Raw genomic sequence first — 17,602 nt, forward strand, 5'->3', positions numbered from 1 at the left:
GGCCGCCAGCATGGGCGCGTGTGCTCATCCTGGCGATCACCCTCGCCGTCGCGGCCTATGTGTTGCTGTTCGCGCGCGAGCTGGCCAGACCGGCGAAGGAAGCCGACCTGCTGGGAGCCGCTGTTCTTCATCAGGACGCTCGCCTGGCGGCAGCCTTGACAACAGGCCACATCGAAGCCGCGCGTCCGGCTCTGACGGCCGCAGCCGAAGCTCTTGCAGCTCAGCGGAGTCAGCCCACTCTGGCCGTCGAACGCGCCCGTGCGCTTGACCCGCAAGCCGCCTTCGCCGCTGTGTCTGCCGATGGTCAGGTGGAGGCCGTGATCGGCGCCGCGCCTGAAGCGTTCAGGACTCTGCCGGCCGCCGAAGGGGAGTTGGCGCCTAGTGCGGACCGAGCAGGCATTCTGGTACGGCGTTCTCTCGACGGCGGAGGCGCCGTCGTCGCGCGTCTGCCCCCGCTGCCCTCCCCTGTCCGGCCCGAGGCTGTGGTGGCGATTTCGTATCAGGGCCGCCTGCTTGCGGCCTCCCAGCCTGGACTTGTCGGTCAGGCGACCACAACCGCCTTGGGTCTGGACGAAGCCGCCTTGTCGAACCTGGATCAGCCGGAGGTCCGGCGCTCCGCCAACGGCGTGGACACCCTGGCCGGAGCGTCGAGTCCCACGGGGGTGAAGGCCGTGGCCGTCACTCCAGGCCGCTCGGGCGCAGCCGCCCTTCTGGACGACGCCTGGGTTCTGGCCACGCCGCTCCTGCTCGGCCTGGCGGTTCTGGGGCTCGTGCTGATCCACAAGCATCGACAAGCCCAGGCCAGCCAAATGTGGGCGGATGGCGAGCGACGGTTCCGCGTCGCCGTTGAAGGGGCCAAATGCGGGGTGTGGGAGTGGGACCTGGATCGCGGGGAAGTGACCATTTCCGACTATATGGCGGCGTTGCTCGGCCTGCCCCGCGGCGGCGTGTACGAGGCCGCCATAATCACCGATCTGATCCATCCCAAGTATCGGGACACCGTCACCCATGCACTGGAGCAGGCATCGGCCTACGGCTCTTTCGAGGTCAGCTTTCCCGTACGAGCTCCCGATGGTCAGGCGCGATGGATCGACGCGCGCGGGCAATCGCGAGGCCCTAGAGGAGAAGAAGGCTTCGACGCCATTCTGGGCATCGCGCTCGACATCACTGAAGCGCGGCGCGCCAAGGCGCAGGCTCAGGCTGCGGAGCTGCGCCTGCGCGACGGCATCGAGAGCGTGTCTGACGCCTTCGTGCTGTTCGACCGCAACGGGCGTTTGGTGCTGTGCAACGACGCGTTCGTCGATGCCTTCGGCTTCGGCCCTGACGTAGTGCGCAGGGGCGCCCAGAAGGACGAACTGAACCGGATCGCCGCGTTGGCGATAAAGTCCGACGGCAAGGGCGCAGGCGGCCGCGCCGGCGCGCGCGAGGTCGAACTGAACGACGGGCGTTGGCTGCAGATGGTGGAACGCTTCACCTCCGATGGCGGATCGGTGGTCACCGCCGCCGACATCACCGCCGTCAAACGACAGGAGGCCGAGCGTCGTCAGGCTGCAGACGATTTGCGCCTGATGGTCGATCGTCTGGAGGCGAGCCAGGAGAAGCTAAGCCAGTTGGCCCGCAAGTATGAGGTCGCCATGACCCGGGCGGAGGCGGCCAATCAGGCGAAGTCCGAGTTCCTGGCGAACATGAGCCACGAGCTGCGCACGCCGCTGAACGCCATCAACGGCTTCTCCGAGATCATGCAGGCCGAGATGTTCGGCCCGCTGGGTGACGCGAGATACAAGGGCTATGCGGGGGACATTCACAAGTCGGGCCAGCATTTGCTCAGCCTGATCAACGATATCCTGGACATGGCCAAGATCGAGGCGGGCAAGCACCGCCTCCACTACGAGCCCGTGTCGCTGAAAGCCGTCTGCGAGGACGCGATCCGTCTGATGCGCGGCAAGGTGCAGGAGGCCGGGCTGAAGCTGGTGCTCGATCCGCCGCCCGCCGACCTGCCGCAGATCGAAGCGGATCAGCGCGGCTGCAAGCAGGTCATGCTGAACCTGATCTCCAACGCCGTGAAGTTCACGCCCGAAGGCGGCGCCATCGCCGTGCGCTTGGCGCGACTAGGCGACGACAAGGTGCGCATCCAGGTGATCGACACCGGCATCGGCATTGCCGCCGGCGATCTGGCCCGCCTGGCCCGTCCGTTCGAACAGGTCGAGGGCCAGCATTCCAAGACCACCCAGGGCACCGGCCTGGGCCTGGCCCTCACCCGCTCCCTGATCGAAATGCACGGCGGCGCCTTCGCCATCACCAGCCAGCCGGGCCAGGGCACGGCCGTGACGGTCGACCTGCCCGTCCGCCGGCCGGCGGCGCAGACTGTGGCTACGGCCGACGCCCAGGCTGAGCCCGCCGCCAAGGCGGCTTAAGACGGCGGCGCTTCCGGTCGGGTGATCCGGCCCATGAACAGCACCGCGCCTGTCTCGCGGTCGCGGATCAGGAAGACGAACGGGTGGTCGGCGCGGAACGTCGGTGGCGGGCTGGCAGGGGCTCCGGTCATTTCGATCAGGACGCCCGTCGCGGCGGCCGCTTCGGTGCCTTTCTCGTCAATGCGCAGGAAGGTCTTGTGCACCACCTGGCTGATCGTCAGAGGCGCATCCGCGATGCCGCGAAGATCGGCCTGGTTCGAAAAGGCCAGCCCCATTCCGAGAGCCGCCAGCTGCGGATTGAGCTGATAGCTGAGCTCTGCCTGCAGCTTGGGCAGAAAGACGCGCACCGAGCGCACGTCCTGGCCGTCCAGAGCTGACAACCACCCTGCGAGATCCGCGTCCAGCCGCCGCTCCAGCATCGACAGCCCGTTGCGCTCGCGCGGCAGCAGCACGGTCATGGACAGACGATCGCCCTTGTAGGGCAGGTCCAGCACCTGAAGGTCAGCGGTTTCGAGCAGCCGATAGCCACCTTGGCGATACATGAGGGGCGTGGAGATCGACCGCCCGCCCACCAGATAGAAGGGTTCTGGACGAGTGGCGGCTGCGTTGAAAGGCTGCTCCCAGTCGCCCAGGAAATAGACCGCGTTGGTGACCACCAGCCGCGTATCGGCGTTGATGGCCGAGCGGCTGATCAGGTCGGGAATGCGCGTTCGCGTGGCCTGCGACACCCAGCTGTTGATCGTGTCGGCCGAGGCCTGCGGCGCGCCTTGGAAATCGACCGGTCGCGCCTCGGCGCCATAGTTCGCGCGCGCCGCCTGGACGAATACCGGGTTGAGGGGGAAGTCGCGTTGCACCCAGACGGCGTTGGCGACGCTCAGGGTCGCGCCGTCGGCATCACTTTGAAGCCCGCGCAGCAGACCGCCCAATTCACCGCCAAGCCCGGCCCGATCCGGCAAACCCAGGCTGCTGAGGATCGCCCCGCGTGTTTCACCTCGCGCCCCCTCGGCCACCACGCCGAATGCGCCCATCAGGCTGACCGGAGAGATGACGATATTGTCGCCGCCCGAGGCCAGCTGACCGTACAGCCGCGTGCCGAGCGTCTGTCCCGTCACGTCGCCTGGCCCGATCTGAGCCTGTGCCGAGGGGGTTGAAGATGTCTCGGCCGGGGGCGAGCCTGTCGGCGGCGTCGCGCAGGCGGCAAGCGTCAGGGCCAGGGCCAGGGCGGAGGTGGTCGAGAGAGCGGCTTTCATGCCGGGACAATGGTCGGCGATCATCACCCGTTCCGGGCGGATCAGTTCGGCCGGACCCGGACCATGGGCGCGCGGCCTTCGTGGGTGCGGATCTCTAGGGCGTGCGGCACGGCGCGGATCAGGTCCGACAGCTTGGCGCGGCCGTAGGTGCGGGTGTCGAAGTCGGGATAGGCGTTCCGGAGCCGACTGCCGACGCCGCCCAGGGTGACCCAGCCGTCGCCGTCCTCGTCCATGTCGGCGATGGCGGCCGCGATCAGCTTGACTGCCTCGACAGGCTCGCGACGCTGATTCTGCTGCGAAATCTCTGACGTCGGGGCCATCAGGTTGTCGATGTAGATAAAGCGTGTGCAGGCCTGGCGGAAGCTCTCGGGCGTCTTGCGCTCGCCGAAACCGTAGACCGGCAGGCCCTGCTCGCGGATGCGCGCCGCCAGACGGGTGAGGTCGCTGTCGGACGAGACCAGGCAGAAGCCGTCGAACCGGCCCGAGTGCATCAGGTCCATAGCGTCGATCACCAAGGCGATGTCGCCCGAGTTCTTGCCCTTGGTGTTCTGGAAGTTCTGCTGCCACTGAATCGCCCAGCGCGGCAGAACCTCGACCCAACCCTTGAGCGCCGGGCTGGCCGAGTCTCCGTAGATGCGCCGCGCCGAAGCTTCGCCCATGGTGGCGATCTCCGTGAACAGCGCCTCGGCGATCCGAGCGGAGGCGTTCTCGCCATCGATCAGCACGGCCAAGCGCGGCGCCCGGGTCGAGCCGGAGGGCAGGTCGGCGGGCATGGGCGTCTCCAAAAAAATACTGCGATCAGACTCGCTGGCGGGCGTGGCCGGGTCAACGGCGAATTGTGGCGACGGGGTGGCCAGCCCCCTCGCGGACCTGTTACGCCATGCCGCATGGAAACCGGATCGCTTATTTCGCTCGCCGTCTACTTCATCGGCATGCTGGCCATCGGCGTCTATGCCTGGCGCAAGTCCACCAGCGACGTGTCGGGCTATATGCTCGGCGGTCGCCAGCTGGGGCCTGGCACCACGGCCCTGTCGGCGGGCGCCTCGGATATGAGCGGCTGGCTGATGATGGGCCTGCCCGGGGCCATGTACGCCACCGGCCTGGCGTCCGGCTGGATCGGCGTGGGTCTGCTGGCTGGCGCTTGGATCAACTGGATCGTCGTCGCGCCGCGCTTGCGTGTCTATACTGCCCGAGCGCGCGATGCGATCACCATTCCCGACTTCCTGGACAAGCGGTTCGACGACAAGTCGCGTCTGCTGCGCATCATTTCCGCCATCGTCATCGTAGTCTTCTTCACCATCTACACCTCGTCCGGCATGGTGGCGGGCGGCAAGCTGTTCGAGACCTCATTTGGCCTCGACTATGGCCTGGGCCTCTGGATCACCGCAGGCGTGGTGTTGGCTTACACGCTTATCGGCGGCTTTCTGGCCGTCAGTCTGACGGATGTGGTCCAGGGGCTGATCATGTTCGTGGCCCTGCTGCTGGTCCCGATCATCGCCATGACCCATTCCGGCGGACCGGGCGGCGTGATCGAGACGGTGCGCTCGGTCGATCCGCAGCTTCTCAACGTCTTCCGTGATTTCAGCCTGATCGGTGTCATCTCGGCCCTGGCCTGGGGTCTCGGCTATTTCGGCCAGCCGCACATCATCGTGCGCTTCATGGCTATCCGCTCGCTAAAGGACATACCGACCGCCCGCACCATCGGCATGGGCTGGATGGCGCTGTGCCTGCTCGGCGCGCTGGGCACAGGCCTTGCTGGTCTGGCCTACGCCACCCGCACCGGCCTTTCCGTGTCGGACCCCGAAACCATCTTCATCATCCTAGCCGACGTGCTGTTCAATCCGCTGGTGACCGGCTTCCTGTTGGCGGCGATCCTGGCGGCGATCATGAGCACCATCTCGTCGCAGTTGCTGGTCGCCTCCAGCTCGCTGACCGAGGACTTCTACGCCGTCTTCCTGCGCAGAAATGCTGGCGACAAGGAGCGGGTCATGGTGGGGCGGCTGACGGTGCTGGCCGTGGCGGTCGCCGCCATCGTCCTGGCCTATGCGCCCGATAGCAATGTGCTGGGTCTGGTGGCCCAGGCCTGGGCCGGTTTCGGCGCCGCCTTTGGGCCGCTGATCATCCTAGCGCTGACCTGGCGTCGCATGACGCGCAACGGGGCCCTGGCCGGCATGATCGTGGGCGCCCTGACGGTGCTGTTCTGGATCTACGCGCCGGTCCTGCCGGACGGTCAGACCTTGTCCAGCGTGATCTACGAGATGGTGCCGGGCTTCGTCCTCAGCCTGCTGGCCATCGTGATCGTCAGCCGCCTGGGCCGCGCGCCCGACGCCGAAGTCGTGCGTACCTTCGAAGCGGTTCAAGACGAACTAAACGAAGCCCGAGTCAAATAGACGCGCGAAAAAAGGGCGGTGCTGACACACCGCCCCTCTTCAATGAGGCTGAAGTCGGAACCTAGCTCAGGACGACGATCGCCACACGGCGGTTCTGAGCGCGGCCGTCGCGGGTGTTGTTCGGCGCGACCGGAGCGTCTGCGCCATAAGAGATGGTCGCCATGCGGTTCAAGGCGATGCCCTGGCGGCTCATGAAGCGGCGTACGGCCTCGGCGCGTTGCTCACCCAGGCGCTGGTTCACCTGATCCGGGCCGGTCGCGTCGGTATGGCCCTGGATTTCCAGATAGACGTTGCGGTTTTCGCTCTTCAGACGCTGAGCGAACTCCGTCAGGCGCTGCTCGGCTTCCGGCGACAGCGAGTCACCCGACACCGGGAACTTGACCGAGTCGTCCGACAGCACGACCTCATAGAGGAACTTGCCCTCGGCCAGCTTGTGGGCGGCATTGGCGCGCTGGAGCGCCTCGCCGGCCGTGCCTTCGACGCGCGCCACATTGGCGTCCGTCTGGTCGACGCGCGCGTCCACCACGGCGATGTTGTCACGCACGAACCGATGGCTGGCGCAGCCGGACGCGGTCACGCCGAAAGCCAGCACAACACCCGTCAGGGCAGCAGCCCGAATTGTCGATCGCTTCAAGGTAGTCACTCCTTCGTTATCGGGGCGCAAATCCATGTCATCGCGCTTGCATTACAGGTGCCGAGGGACTCGGGGCCGCGTCATGACCGGCTTGTGACCTGATCAGGGCAGCTTGACCGTTAGCTTGACCGCACGACGTTCTTGCAGCGTTCGCCATTTTGCTGACGCGGAGGGCTGATCCTGATGTCGGATGCATGGATGATCTGTCGGACCATTCAAGGACTTCTGTTCGCCGGAGTCGTCGGTCGCGCGCGCTCGCGATCGCGTTCAGCGCCGGGCTGCACTTGGGGATCGCGGGTCTGATCCTGCTGTTTCCGCGCCCCGAAGAAATTTCGCCGATCGCGCCCGAAGCCATTTTGATTCAGCTGGAGAAGCCATTTCAGCCGCCCGCGCCGGACCTGGGCGACGGCGGCGGCTCGGAAGCCGGGGAGGTGGAGGCCGAGACGCCCGCTTCCGAGCCTCAGCCCGAGCCGGAACCGCAGCCTCCCACCCCTCCGACGCCCACGCCGCCTCAGCCTCGCCGCCCGATCCCGCCGCCGCCGCAGACGCCGACCCGGCCCGTCCCGGTCACCGCCAGCCTGAACGCCGAGCCCTCGCCCCGCCCCTCGCCCCCGGCTTCGGTCAGCGCGGCCGAACTGGCCGGTGCGGCCTTCGCCGGTTCGGGGTCCGGCGTGGGTTCCGGCGGCACAGGCACAGGATCAGGCGCCGGCGTCGGGTCGGGCTCGGGCGGCGGATCGGGGGGCGGCGGCGAATGCGATATGATCGCCCGGCTCCAGGACAAGATGCGCGAGTCCGCGCGCGTCCGCGCCGAGGTGGCCCGCGTCCAGGCCCAGGTCTCGCCCGGCCGGGCGCCCCTGCTGTGGAACGGCGCTTGGCTGCGCAGCGAAGGGCAGGACGGCGAAGGGCTGGCCGCCGTCCGCCAAGCCATTGCGGTGGAGGTCGCCTTCGCCCCGGCCGCCTGCCGCGCCCCGCCGATGCGCGGCCTCGTGGTCCTGACCATGGCCGATCAGCCGGGCAGTCCCCGCATCGCCCTGGGCTCGGCCAACTGGCGCTGGTCCGACCTGCTGGAGGCGAGACGGAGCCGCTGACGTCCCCATTAAGCGCGGCCTGAGGCCACGCCCTCATGAGGCCGAATGCCGGTGGGGTGCTTCAGGCCGCCTCTTCGCGGGGCATGACGTCGCCGACGGTCGGGCGGTCGGCGGCCCAGTCCAGCTGGACCTCGCGCGGCTTGACCATCTCGCCGCAGCAGCCGCAGGCGATGCGCGGCTGAAGCCGTTTGCCGCAGGTCTTGTGGGTCATGGTCACGCCCGAGTCGGCCCCGCCGTAGACGTGCTTCTCGCCCCAGGCGTGCAGGGTCACCAGCACGGCGTACAAATCCTTGCCCTTGGCGGTCAGGACGTATTCGTTGCGCGGCGGGCGCTGAGAATAGGCGCGCGGCTCCAGCACGCCATGCTGCACCAGGGTCTTCAGCCGCGACGCCAGAACGTTACGGGCCACGCCCAGCCGCTCCTGCCATTGTTCGAAGCGGCTGACGCCGTTGAAGGCGTCCCGGATGACCAGCAGCGTCCACGGATCGCCGATCACTTCCAGCGTCGCGGCGATGGAGCAGCTTTGGCGGCTGTAGTCGGCTGTGCGTCCCATGACAGGAAAGTGACCCTGCGTCAGGGGTTTGGCAAGTGGGTTGCCAATGCAAACGGAGTCAGTCAGTCTTGTTTGGCAACGCACCTGAGCGTCAGGCGCCGCGCATTCCCGACTTCGGCGGGCGAAGGGTCTGGCCTTTCGCCCGTCCTTCTTGCCAGAAGGGGCTCATGACCGACGCCTACGCCCGCGCCCTGACGTTCGACCAGGACCTTTCCGCCCATCTGTCGGGCGACTTCTCCAACGGCCCGATCGGCGCCCCGCCCGAGGCCGGCTTTCCGTTCGGCGGGCTGCTGGCCGCCCTGTGCGCCAAGGCCATGCGCGAAGGCCTGGCGATCGAGGCGCCGCTGCGCACCCTGTCGGTCCAGTATCTGGCGGCGGCGAAGTTCGAGGCGCCGATGAGCTTTCGCCCGCGTCTGCTGCGCGGCGGCCGCACCGTGGCCTATTCCGCCGTCGAAGCCGGACAGGGCGAGCGTCTGACCCATCACGCCACCGCCACCTGGGGCGTGGACGCGGCGGAGGCGAACCCACTGGCTCCGCTGGCCTCCCCTCCGCCGCTGCACCGGCTGGAAGAGCCGACGGGCGAGATCAGCGGACCGATGGCCCCGCGCTTCTCTCAGCACGTCGACTACCGCTTCGATGGCGGTCCCTTCATCCTTGGGGGCAATGAAGGACGGCCGGTGGTGGAACGTCTCTGGATGCGGCTGAAGGGGGGACGCCCCCTGGACGCCGACGGCCTGTGCTACCTGCTGGACGCCCTGTATCCGCCGGTCTGGACCGCCTTCAAGCGGCCGCCGATGATGACCACGGTGGACCTGCGCTACGACATACTGGCGGACCCGACGCCGGAGACGACGCCGGACGGCTGGGCCTTCTTCGAATTCCGCATGCTCGATTTCGGGCGCGGCTGGACGGTGGACGAGGCGACCTGCTGGGGCGCGGACGGCTCGCCGCTGGCCGTGGCCCGCCAGCGTCGCAAACTGGTTCCGCCCCGGCCGGGGGCGGGCTAGACTGCGCCCCATGACCCGTATCGCGTCCCTGTCCGCCCTCATCGCCTGCGCCCTGATGCTGCAAGGCTGCCTCGTCGGCGCGGTGGTCGGAACCGGCGCCGCCGTGGTCGGCGGGGCGGCCAAGGCGGGCGGAGCCGTCGTCGGCGCCGGCGTGGACGCCGTCACCACATCGGACGAGGAAACCAAGCTGAAGCGTGAGCGCGAGCAGCGGGCGTTCGAGCGCGAGCAACGCCGCTGCGAACAACGTCGCAGTCAGGGCCGCGATTGCTGACCGCCTAAAGCGTCAGGACGCAACGTTCATTAACAGTCGGCCGCGCCACCTGGACGCGGCACAGGCCCGGCCATTGCGGCTTCAGCGTCCGGGCGAACCACAGGCACAGGTTCTCCAGGCTGGGCAGTTCCAGCCCCTCGTGCTCGTTCAGCATGCCGTGGTCCAGCGTCTCGGCCGCAGCCTTCAGCGCCCGGTCCAGCGCGCCGAGATCGGCGACCCAGCCGTGTTCGGCGTCCAGCGTCTCGGACCGCACTGTCGCTTCGACCGTGAAGGAATGGCCGTGGACGCGACGATAGATGCTGCCTTCCGGCTCGTTCGGAAAGTGGTGGGCGGCGTCGAAGGTGGCCTGTTTGGTGATCTCGAAGACGGGCATTAGCGGACGCCGATGTACTTGTGGGTCTGGACGCTGAGGCGCCATTGCGGGTGGGTCAGGCAGTATTCGATGGCGGCGGCGGTGTTGGCCGCCTGATCGGGACCGTCCATCGGCTGCAGCCAGAAGCGTTCGAACGCCAGGTGCTCGAACCGCTCGGGCATGGCCTTGTCCTGCGGATAGACCAGCTTCAACTCCTGGCCGGTGGTCTGGACGACCGCCGCATCGGCCTTGGGACTGACGCACACCCAGTCGATCCCGTCCGGCGCAGGCAGGGTGCCATTGGACTCGATGGCGATCTCGAACCCGCGCGCGTGCAGGGCCTCGATCAGCGGGGCGTCCAGTTGCAGCAGCGGTTCGCCGCCGGTGCAGACGACCAAGCGCGGGTCGCCCGCCCTGCCCCGCCACATCGCCGCGACATGGTCGCCCAGCGCCTCGGCAGTGGCGAATTTGCCGCCGCCGCCTCCATCGACGCCGACGAAGTCGGTGTCGCAGAAGGTGCAGACCGCCGTGGCGCGGTCCTGCTCGCGCCCGCTCCACAGATTGCAGCCGGCGAAACGCAGGAAGACCGCCGGACGCCCGGCCTGCCCGCCCTCGCCCTGCACCGTCAGAAAGACTTCCTTGGCGGAATAGGTCATCGACTTTCGACCCATTCCGCGTGCCCCGCCGCGCGCAGTTCGCACGCCGGACACTCGCCACAGCCATAGCCCCAGGCGTGGCGGTGTGTGCGGTCGCCCTGATAGCAGGTGTGGCTGTCCTCGATGATCAGCTCGACCAGGGCGTCGCCGCCGATCCGATGGGCCAGCGCCCAGGTCTGGGCCTTCGTCAGCCACATCAGCGGCGTTTCGATCACCACTGGCTTGTCCAAGCCCAGCGACAATGCGCGCGCCATGGCCTGAATGGTGTCGTCGCGGCAGTCGGGATAGCCGGAGTAGTCGGTCTCGCACATGCCGCCGACCAGCACGTCCAGCCCGCGTCGGTCGGCCAGAGCCGCCGCCGTTGTCAGGAACACCAGGTTTCGTCCCGGCACGAAGGTTGTCGGCAGGCCGCGCGCATCCATCTCGATTTTGCGATCGGCGGTCAGGGCGCTTTCGGCGATCCGGCCGTATCCGGTCAGATCGACGACGTGATCCGGCCCTAGACGGTCGGCCCACCGCGGCAGGGCCTCGACCACACGCTCGCGCACCGCCTGTCGCGCCTGCATCTCGACCATATGCCGCTGGCCGTAGTCGAAGCCAACGGTCTCGACCCGAGCGAACCGCTCCAGCGCCCAGGCCAGGCAGGTGGCGCTGTCCTGCCCGCCCGAAAACAGGACAAGGGCGGACGTGGCGGGCGTTGATGAGGTGAAATCGCTCATGGCAAGTCTGCGGTCGGCCGTTCGGCCGCGCGCATGCGTCAGTCCAGGGTGTGTCGGTTGATGGGGCGGCCTTTTAACCCAGCCGTCCCCGCAGCGCAAAAATGGTTTTCGCCGTGCTGAGCAAAAGTCGGCGAAGCTTAAGGATTCCGCAAAGGGTCCACGGCATTGTCCACCGGTCTCAGTGGAGTTCCGGCCAGTATGCCGACCATGGAAGCGTTTATCCGGAGGGTCGACCCCGTCAGCCCGACCGCGACGGCCAGCGACGCCTTCGCGCGCTTTGAGGCCGACCCGGCCCTGCTGGCCCTTGCCGTGGTCGACGACGCTCGTCCCGTAGGCTTGATCGAGCGCGACGCCCTACTGCTGAAGCTGGCCGCCCCTTTGGGTCACGCGCTCTACCTCGACCGCCCGGTTGTGCATGTCATGGACAACGAGCCTGCAATCGTGGAGGCCGGCGTTCGAGTGGACGCCTTCTGCGACGCCTTTCTGCGCGGGGGAGTTGACACCTTGCTGCGAGGGTTCATCGTAACCCACGAAGGGCGGTACTTGGGTGTCGGCGCCGGCGTCAGCGTGCTCCAGGCCCTCAACGAGCATCACCGGACTCAGAACCAAGAGTTGGCCGAGCAGAGCCGGCACCTCTCGGATGCGCGAGTTCAAGAACTGGCCGCCGCACGCGGCCGCAGCCAGTTCCTCGCCATCATGAGTCACGAGCTTCGCACGCCCATGAACGGGGTGTTGGCCGTGGCGGAGTTGCTGCGCCGGCAACCTCTCAACGCCACCGCCCTGGCTCATGTTCAGACGATCACGGACTCGTCCGAAACATTGCTGCGCATACTTCAGGACGCCCTGGATCTGTCGCGCGCTCAGGCGGGTGAACTCGAACTGCAGCCGGTCGCATCGCCCCTGCGGGCGCTCATGGACGACGTGCAGGCCTTGTGGGCGCCGCGTGCGTCTCAGGACGGCGTCACCCTCATGGTGCGCTATCAGGGCGACACCGATCTGGCCGCCACGATCGACCCGGTGCGTCTGAAGCAGGTGTTCAACAACCTGGTCGGCAATGCGCTTAAATTCGCGCGGAACGGCGTGGTCGAAGCCGGACTTCACGCCTGGGTCGAGAACGGCCGCGTCCGGATGCAGGCTCGAGTACGTGACGACGGTCCCGGCGTGGCCGCAGACCGCATCGACACCATTTTCGAGCCTTTCGTTCATGAGGCCGGTCCCGACGGCGCCGGCCTGGGCCTGGCCATCTGCCGCCAGATCATCGACCGGATGGGCGGCCGCATCTGGGCCGAGAACAACCCTGGCCGGGGGGCCACCTTCGCCTTCGACCTGGACGCCGAGCGAGCGCAGGTCGAAGCGGCGCCTGTCTCAAACGTCGCGGATCTCGCGAGCTTGGAGCTCTCGGCTCGCCCGCATGTCCTGATCGTCGACGACAACGCCACGAACCGCGTCGTCGCCCAAGCCCTTTGCGAAATGTTCGGTTGCACCTCCGAGTTGGCCGAGGACGGGCAGGAAGCGCTGGAGGCCGTTCAGGCCCGGCCGTTCGACCTGATACTGATGGACATCAAGATGCCGCGTCTGGACGGCGTCGAAGCCACGCGAGCGATCCGCGCCCTGCCCGACGCCTGCAGCAAGACTCCTATCATCGCCCTCACCGCCAACGCAGATCCCGAAGACGCAAAACGCTACGTCGCCGCCGGCATGGCCTGCGTGGTCGAGAAGCCGATCAAGCCCGAGCGGCTCCGCATGGCGATGAATACGGCGCTCGCCGTGCCTGACACGTCTATCGAGGAGACTTCACGCGCGGTCGCGTGACGGCTTTCGCCACTTTGCCGCCGCGCCTGCGTGTTGGAAGCTGCGCGATGCGCTCCGTCTGGCTGTTGATCGTCCTGTCCTCGCTCTCCGCCTGCTCCGCCGCCCGGTCGGCCGGCGATGGCGTGCGCACGGTGGCGACAGGATGGGACGAGGCCGCCTCGGCTCCGCTGGAGGACCTTGGACTGCGCCGTCAAGCTATTCCGATGGTGCTGCTGCAGGCCAACGCCGCGCCCTATGATCAGCGCAACCTCCATCAGTGCAGTTCGATCGCCCGTGAAGTGGAACGCCTGAACGAAGCGTTGGGCCCGGATGCTGACGAACCTCCCGCTCCCGACGGCCGCCTGCTCAGCGAGCGCGCTTCTGACGCCGCGTCCAAGGCTGCGCTAGACGCTATACGAGAGGCGGCGACAGACTTCATTCCAGGGCGGAGCTGGATCCGCCGCCTGACTGGCGCTGAACAGCATAGCCGTCAGGTTCAGGAGGCGCTGCAGGCCGGTCGTCTGCGCCGCGCCTTCCTCAAAGGATTGGGCATGCAACGCAACTGCGCCCCGCCGGCGGCGCCCAGTTGGTATCGACCGCGCGGAATCAACTGGCCGAGTCAGTAGACTCTGCGCCGGCCGATCGGGCCCCGTAACGCAGACGCGCAAACGTCTCGATAAGCCGGTTGGCCGGGGCGTTGAAGTCCTTGCCGGCCTTCCATTTCTCGAACGCCATGACGTTGTCGATGCGACGCGCTACAAAGGCCTCGGCGGCTTCGCGTCCATCGAACCAGCGCATCGTCATCGCCGGGATCAGGATGCCGGCCAGAATAGCGCGCTTGGAATAGTGGTTCTGATCGGTCGCCGTGTCTCCGGCCCAGCGCCACAGATGGTTCGCCGTCTCCCACGCCAGCCTGAGCCCGAGGTCCGCGTTGGGAGGAAGCGCCAGAAAACCCGCGCAGCGCCGGCACGCGTCGACATCCCGCGCCCCGGCCTCCAGCCGCGCCGACACCGCAGAGGCGATGCGCTCGCGAATCTTCAGGGATCCGGCGTCGATCTGGGACAGGGCCTCCAACGCCCGCGCATCGTGGCGGCGCGACAGCAGAGCGGCGAGATCGCGGGCGCCGTTCGGCAAAAGCAGTTCTTCGTCCCCTTCGGACAGGCCGTTCGCCGCGCAGGCCGCCCGCACCAGCCGCCCGCTCCATCCCACGCTCCCTGCCCGCACGACCGCGGCGTCAAGCACGGCCTGTTCGGTGGTTTCCGCCCAGTCGGGCGCGTCCGAATCAGGCGGGGTGGCTGCTGCGGGATCAATGTGGGTCATCGCCCCAGGATAAGCCTGTTTTGCGGGCTTGCCGAGCCGTTCGCGATCATCGCGACGATCTGGACACGACCGGACGCCTCGTGTATCAGCGCGCCTTCATCCGGAAGCCCTGCTTTCGGGAGAGCATTTATTTGTCTGCCCGTCTCCCTTGGATAAGGACGCGGCGGGCGGCCAAAGGAGAGATTCACCTGGTTCAGATTTTCGTCCGCGACAACAACGTCGATCAGGCGCTGAAAGCCCTGAAGAAGAAGATGCAGCGCGAAGGCAGCTTCCGTGAGATGAAGCGCCACGTGCACTACGAGAAGCCCTCGGAGAAGCGTGCTCGCCAGAAGGCTGAGGCCGTGCGCCGCGCCCGCAAGCTGGCCCGCAAGCGCGCCCAGCGCGAGGGCCTGCTGCCCGCGCCCAAGCCCCGTCCCGGCCGCTGAGCCGAGCGACAGCTTGGAAGAGATAAGGCCGCCTTCTTCGGAAGGCGGCCTTTTTCATATCCGGTGCTCGACGACGGATTGCGCCACGCCCCGCGACCCGCTAATCACGCCGCCTGCCGGAGACGTGGCCGAGTGGCTGAAGGCAACGGTTTGCTAAATCGTCGTACCCTGTAAGGGGTACCGAGGGTTCGAATCCCTCCGTCTCCGCCAGACCTTTCGCCACACGCCAGGCTGGCAGCCGCTTCGGCGGGGCGTCTGCTCGCGGAACCTTTGCCGTTTCCGGGTCTTTGTGCTGAAGGCTCAAAGGGCTGGACGATGCGCTTCCTGTTCACCACATTCGAAGGCGGAGGGCACGTTCCGCCGGCGCTGCTCGCGGCTTCGGCTCTTCGGCAGCGGGGGCACGAGGTCCTCTTGGTGTCCGATCCGGTGAATGAGGACGCCGCCCGGGCGGTTGGTCTTGCGTTTGCGCCTTGGCGAACGGCGCCGCAGCGCACGGCTGTGGCTCAAGCCGACGACCCGCTACAGGATTGGCGGCGACGCTGGCCGCCCCGGGTGGTCAAGGCCGTCTGTGACGCCGTCATGACGGGCCCTGCAGAGGCCTATGCGAATGATACACGCACCTACATCGATGCTTTCTCCCCCGATCTGGTGGTGTCCAACGAGCTTCTCCTGGGAGCCATGATCGCCACGGAGTCCAGCAGCCGGCCCCTGGCGCTGTTGTCGGGGAATCTCTGGCCCTATCCCACCCGACCCGATCTTCCCCCGTTCGGGCCAGGGTGGCCCTTGCCACGCACGTCTCACGCTGTTCGCTTCCATCAGGAGGCCCGGCAGATGATCCAGCGCTGGTTCGACGCCGGGCTGGGCGACCTGAACCGTGCGCGCGTCGCTCACGGCTTGGCGCCGCTCTCGGGGGTGGTGGATCAACTCGCGGCGGCCGCTCTCGTTGTTCTCGGCACCAGCCGCACCTTCGACTACGGGTTGATGCCGCCCTCTCCCTTCATCCACGCTGGGCCCTTGATCGATCTTCCTGAGGCCACGACGGCGCGACCGGCGACTTCCAGGCCAAGGCCTCGGGTCCTCGTGTCCTTCAGCACTACATTCCAAAATCAGGCGCCCGTCATGGCGCGGTGCCTGCGCGCCCTAGCCCCGCTCGACGTCGACGTCATCGCCACCACGGGCCCGGCCTTGGACCCCGGCACCTTGCCCGCTCCCGGCAACGCCAAGGTGGTTGCGTGGGCCGATCATGACGTCGTGGTTCCCGAATGCGACTTGGTGATCTGCCACGGCGGCCACGGCACGCTGCTTCGCCCTCTGCGCCACGGCGTCCCGGTGCTGTGTCTGCCCATGGGGCGTGACCATCCAGAAAACGGGCGCAGACTGGCTTTCCATGCCGCCGGCGTGGTGACCTCGAGAGACACGTCGACACGCCGATTGAGAGCCTTGGCGAAGGGCATGCTCGCGAACCCCGCCTACGCCGCCGCTGCGGGCGCCCTCGGTCGTCGCATAGTGCATGAGCAAGCCGAAGAGCGGGCGGCCGGCCTGGCGGCGCTGGAACGGCTGGCCGCCATGTCGGTCGAAGCTCAGGCGTTCCTACGAGACCAGGGTGGACTCCAGCATCCACTGAAAACAGCAAGTTAGCTCGACTAACCGGGCATATGGTCCCTGCCAACTTCAATAGCTTAGTGAATACTGTCAAACCTTGTCGATGTTGACGTTGAGCTCACCCTCGCTGGGGCGAGGTCAAAATCGGAACTGCAAAGAAGCATGGCAACGGATAACCCATTCTAGCTTGCCACTTTTCTCACGCATCTCTTTAGAAATCAGCCAGTTGGCTAAGTGGATGGCGGACAGAGAGGGATTCGAACCCTCGGTAGGCTTTCACCTACACACGCTTTCCAAGCGTGCGCGATCGACCACTCCGCCACCTGTCCGTTTTCCACGCCCGGCGTGAACTCCGCCGGATGGTCGCCCGGGGAGGCGAGGCAGATAGAACAGGTCGGGCGGCTGGGCAAGCCGCCTGAAGCTCCCCATATGGCGTTCGAGACTTTTTCGGAGCCTGATCATGCTGTTCTCGAAGCCCGCCGAACTGCCTACCGCCGAAACCGCCCTGCCGGGCCGCGACCAGCCGCTGAAGACCGACGAGGTGCATTACGTCACCGGCCGGCCGCTTAAGGGGCCGCATCCCGACGGATTCGAGACCGCCATCTTCGGCATGGGCTGTTTCTGGGGCGTGGAGCGGGTGTTCTGGAACCTGCCGGGCGTCTGGGTGACCTCGGTCGGCTATGCGGGCGGGATCACGCCCAACGCCACCTATGAGGAGGTCTGTTCGGGTCGCACCGGCCACAACGAGGTGGTGCAGGTCGTCTTCAATCCGGCCGAAACGACCTACGACCAGTTGCTGAAGGCATTCTGGGAGAACCACGATCCGACCCAGGGCATGCGCCAGGGCAACGACGTGGGCACCCAGTACCGATCGGCCATCTATACGCTGGACGACGCGCAGCAGCAGGCGGCCGAGGCGTCTCGTGACGCCTATCAGTCGGCGCTTGACGCGGCCGGGCGCGGCAAGATCACGACCGAGATCCTGCCCGCCGGTCCCTATTATTTCGCCGAGGACTATCACCAGGGCTATCTGGCCAAGAACCCCGGCGGCTACTGCGGGATCGGCGGCACAGGGGTGACCTGCCCGATCGGCGTGGGGGTGGAGGCCTGAGCCTCCCTCCCCTCTTCCG

Annotated in this window: 18 protein-coding genes and 2 tRNA genes; 11 read left to right on the forward strand and 9 right to left on the reverse strand. The window is 67.2% G+C overall.

All coding sequences use genetic code 11. The annotated features are described in order from the left end of the window. Window positions 1–20 precede the first annotated feature (20 nt). Entirely contained in the window at window positions 21–2,414 is a 2,394-nt protein-coding gene (locus E4M01_RS11275) for a PAS domain-containing sensor histidine kinase (RefSeq protein WP_245158279.1), read from the forward strand. Here E4M01_RS11275 and E4M01_RS11280 read toward each other — a convergent pair. Further along, entirely contained in the window at window positions 2,411–3,688 is a 1,278-nt protein-coding gene (locus E4M01_RS11280) for a serpin family protein (RefSeq protein ID WP_135064634.1), read from the reverse strand. The two genes, E4M01_RS11275 and E4M01_RS11280, sit on opposite strands and share 4 nt — an antisense overlap. A gap of 17 nt (window positions 3,689–3,705) precedes the next feature. Further along, window positions 3,706–4,437: an NYN domain-containing protein gene (locus E4M01_RS11285; protein ID WP_135064631.1), complete on the reverse strand. Its 732-nt coding sequence runs from the start codon at window positions 4,435–4,437 to the stop codon at window positions 3,706–3,708. Window positions 4,438–4,551: 114 nt separating this feature from the next. Between E4M01_RS11285 and putP the strand changes: the two genes are divergently transcribed. Beyond that, complete coding sequence (gene putP, locus E4M01_RS11290; protein ID WP_135064628.1) at window positions 4,552–6,054, forward strand: sodium/proline symporter PutP; 1,503 nt, start codon at window positions 4,552–4,554, stop codon at window positions 6,052–6,054. Between the two features lie 61 nt (window positions 6,055–6,115). Here putP and E4M01_RS11295 read toward each other — a convergent pair whose 3' ends face one another. Then, window positions 6,116–6,688 (reverse strand): OmpA family protein, encoded by a 573-nt coding sequence (locus E4M01_RS11295; RefSeq protein WP_135064625.1) that lies wholly within the window; start codon window positions 6,686–6,688, stop codon window positions 6,116–6,118. Between the two features lie 284 nt (window positions 6,689–6,972). On the opposite strand from E4M01_RS11295, the gene E4M01_RS14455 reads away from it, so the two are divergent. Next, window positions 6,973–7,776 carry a hypothetical protein gene (locus tag E4M01_RS14455; protein WP_209316032.1) on the forward strand — a complete coding sequence of 268 codons (804 nt, stop codon included), beginning with the start codon at window positions 6,973–6,975 and terminating at the stop codon, window positions 7,774–7,776. A gap of 61 nt (window positions 7,777–7,837) precedes the next feature. Here E4M01_RS14455 and E4M01_RS11310 read toward each other — a convergent pair whose 3' ends face one another. After that, the gene (locus E4M01_RS11310; protein ID WP_135064617.1) at window positions 7,838–8,329 is read right to left on the reverse strand and encodes a helix-turn-helix domain-containing protein; all 492 of its coding nucleotides are present in this window, start codon (window positions 8,327–8,329) and stop codon (window positions 7,838–7,840) included. A 167-nt stretch (window positions 8,330–8,496) separates the two neighbouring features. On the opposite strand from E4M01_RS11310, the gene E4M01_RS11315 reads away from it, so the two are divergent. Then, a complete protein-coding gene (locus tag E4M01_RS11315) occupies window positions 8,497–9,336 on the forward strand; it encodes a thioesterase family protein (RefSeq protein ID WP_135064615.1) in 840 nt (279 codons plus the stop codon). Between the two features lie 10 nt (window positions 9,337–9,346). Further along, window positions 9,347–9,607, forward strand: a complete 261-nt coding sequence (locus E4M01_RS11320; protein WP_135064612.1) for a hypothetical protein — start codon at window positions 9,347–9,349, stop codon at window positions 9,605–9,607. 4 nt (window positions 9,608–9,611) lie between these two features. On the opposite strand, the gene E4M01_RS11325 is transcribed toward E4M01_RS11320, so the two are convergent. From E4M01_RS11325 to queC, 3 genes are read right to left on the reverse strand one after another with little or no spacing between them, the layout of a single operon-like run. After that, window positions 9,612–9,980, reverse strand: a complete 369-nt coding sequence (locus E4M01_RS11325; RefSeq protein WP_135064609.1) for a 6-carboxytetrahydropterin synthase — start codon at window positions 9,978–9,980, stop codon at window positions 9,612–9,614. After that, on the reverse strand, window positions 9,980–10,615 hold the full coding sequence (gene queE / locus E4M01_RS11330; protein ID WP_135064606.1) for a 7-carboxy-7-deazaguanine synthase: 636 nt from the start codon (window positions 10,613–10,615) through the stop codon (window positions 9,980–9,982). The genes E4M01_RS11325 and queE overlap by 1 nt, the downstream gene beginning before the upstream one ends. Continuing rightward, complete coding sequence (gene queC, locus E4M01_RS11335) at window positions 10,612–11,334, reverse strand: 7-cyano-7-deazaguanine synthase QueC (RefSeq protein WP_135064604.1); 723 nt, start codon at window positions 11,332–11,334, stop codon at window positions 10,612–10,614. The genes queE and queC overlap by 4 nt, the downstream gene beginning before the upstream one ends. A gap of 207 nt (window positions 11,335–11,541) precedes the next feature. On the opposite strand from queC, the gene E4M01_RS11340 reads away from it, so the two are divergent. Together E4M01_RS11340 and E4M01_RS11345 are read left to right on the forward strand one after the other, a co-directional pair. Next, entirely contained in the window at window positions 11,542–13,146 is a 1,605-nt protein-coding gene (locus E4M01_RS11340; protein ID WP_371682896.1) for a response regulator, read from the forward strand. A gap of 47 nt (window positions 13,147–13,193) precedes the next feature. Next, entirely contained in the window at window positions 13,194–13,751 is a 558-nt protein-coding gene (locus E4M01_RS11345) for a hypothetical protein (RefSeq protein ID WP_135064599.1), read from the forward strand. Here E4M01_RS11345 and E4M01_RS11350 read toward each other — a convergent pair. Then, the gene (locus tag E4M01_RS11350) at window positions 13,732–14,445 is read right to left on the reverse strand and encodes a COQ9 family protein (RefSeq protein WP_135064596.1); all 714 of its coding nucleotides are present in this window, start codon (window positions 14,443–14,445) and stop codon (window positions 13,732–13,734) included. The genes E4M01_RS11345 and E4M01_RS11350 overlap by 20 nt on opposite strands. Window positions 14,446–14,633: 188 nt before the next feature. On the opposite strand from E4M01_RS11350, the gene rpsU reads away from it, so the two are divergent. The 3 genes from rpsU to E4M01_RS11365 all read left to right on the forward strand — a co-directional run bounded on the left by rpsU (window position 14,634) and on the right by E4M01_RS11365 (window position 16,508). Beyond that, entirely contained in the window at window positions 14,634–14,870 is a 237-nt protein-coding gene (gene rpsU / locus E4M01_RS11355; RefSeq protein ID WP_092312110.1) for a 30S ribosomal protein S21, read from the forward strand. A 118-nt stretch (window positions 14,871–14,988) separates the two neighbouring features. Further along, window positions 14,989–15,080: transfer RNA gene (locus tag E4M01_RS11360), tRNA-Ser, on the forward strand. A 105-nt stretch (window positions 15,081–15,185) separates the two neighbouring features. Further along, window positions 15,186–16,508, forward strand: coding sequence for a glycosyltransferase (locus E4M01_RS11365; protein WP_135064593.1), 1,323 nt, complete (start codon window positions 15,186–15,188; stop codon window positions 16,506–16,508). Between the two features lie 203 nt (window positions 16,509–16,711). On the opposite strand, the gene E4M01_RS11370 is transcribed toward E4M01_RS11365, so the two are convergent. Next, window positions 16,712–16,801, reverse strand: a tRNA-Ser gene (locus tag E4M01_RS11370). A gap of 131 nt (window positions 16,802–16,932) precedes the next feature. Between E4M01_RS11370 and msrA the strand changes: the two genes are divergently transcribed. Beyond that, window positions 16,933–17,583, forward strand: a complete 651-nt coding sequence (gene msrA / locus E4M01_RS11375) for a peptide-methionine (S)-S-oxide reductase MsrA (RefSeq protein WP_135064590.1) — start codon at window positions 16,933–16,935, stop codon at window positions 17,581–17,583. Window positions 17,584–17,602: the final 19 nt, after the last annotated feature.

The sequence above is a fragment of the Brevundimonas sp. MF30-B genome (genome assembly GCF_004683885.1).
In the GTDB taxonomy this organism is placed as follows: domain Bacteria; phylum Pseudomonadota; class Alphaproteobacteria; order Caulobacterales; family Caulobacteraceae; genus Brevundimonas.

Bases quoted from the DNA above. Each gene is read 5' to 3' on its own strand.
- E4M01_RS11280 (WP_135064634.1), bottom strand. From the start codon at position 3,688: ATGATCGCCGACCATTGTCCCGGCATGAAAGCCGCTCTCTCGACCACC.
- E4M01_RS11285 (WP_135064631.1), bottom strand. From the start codon at position 4,437: ATGCCCGCCGACCTGCCCTCCGGCTCGACCCGGGCGCCGCGCTTGGCC.
- putP (WP_135064628.1), top strand. From the start codon at position 4,552: ATGGAAACCGGATCGCTTATTTCGCTCGCCGTCTACTTCATCGGCATG.
- E4M01_RS11310 (WP_135064617.1), bottom strand. From the start codon at position 8,329: ATGGGACGCACAGCCGACTACAGCCGCCAAAGCTGCTCCATCGCCGCG.
- E4M01_RS11315 (WP_135064615.1), top strand. From the start codon at position 8,497: ATGACCGACGCCTACGCCCGCGCCCTGACGTTCGACCAGGACCTTTCC.
- E4M01_RS11320 (WP_135064612.1), top strand. From the start codon at position 9,347: ATGACCCGTATCGCGTCCCTGTCCGCCCTCATCGCCTGCGCCCTGATG.
- E4M01_RS11325 (WP_135064609.1), bottom strand. From the start codon at position 9,980: ATGCCCGTCTTCGAGATCACCAAACAGGCCACCTTCGACGCCGCCCAC.
- queE (WP_135064606.1), bottom strand. From the start codon at position 10,615: ATGACCTATTCCGCCAAGGAAGTCTTTCTGACGGTGCAGGGCGAGGGC.
- queC (WP_135064604.1), bottom strand. From the start codon at position 11,334: ATGAGCGATTTCACCTCATCAACGCCCGCCACGTCCGCCCTTGTCCTG.
- E4M01_RS11340 (WP_371682896.1), top strand. From the start codon at position 11,542: ATGGAAGCGTTTATCCGGAGGGTCGACCCCGTCAGCCCGACCGCGACG.
- E4M01_RS11345 (WP_135064599.1), top strand. From the start codon at position 13,194: ATGCGCTCCGTCTGGCTGTTGATCGTCCTGTCCTCGCTCTCCGCCTGC.
- E4M01_RS11350 (WP_135064596.1), bottom strand. From the start codon at position 14,445: ATGACCCACATTGATCCCGCAGCAGCCACCCCGCCTGATTCGGACGCG.
- E4M01_RS11365 (WP_135064593.1), top strand. From the start codon at position 15,186: ATGCGCTTCCTGTTCACCACATTCGAAGGCGGAGGGCACGTTCCGCCG.
- msrA (WP_135064590.1), top strand. From the start codon at position 16,933: ATGCTGTTCTCGAAGCCCGCCGAACTGCCTACCGCCGAAACCGCCCTG.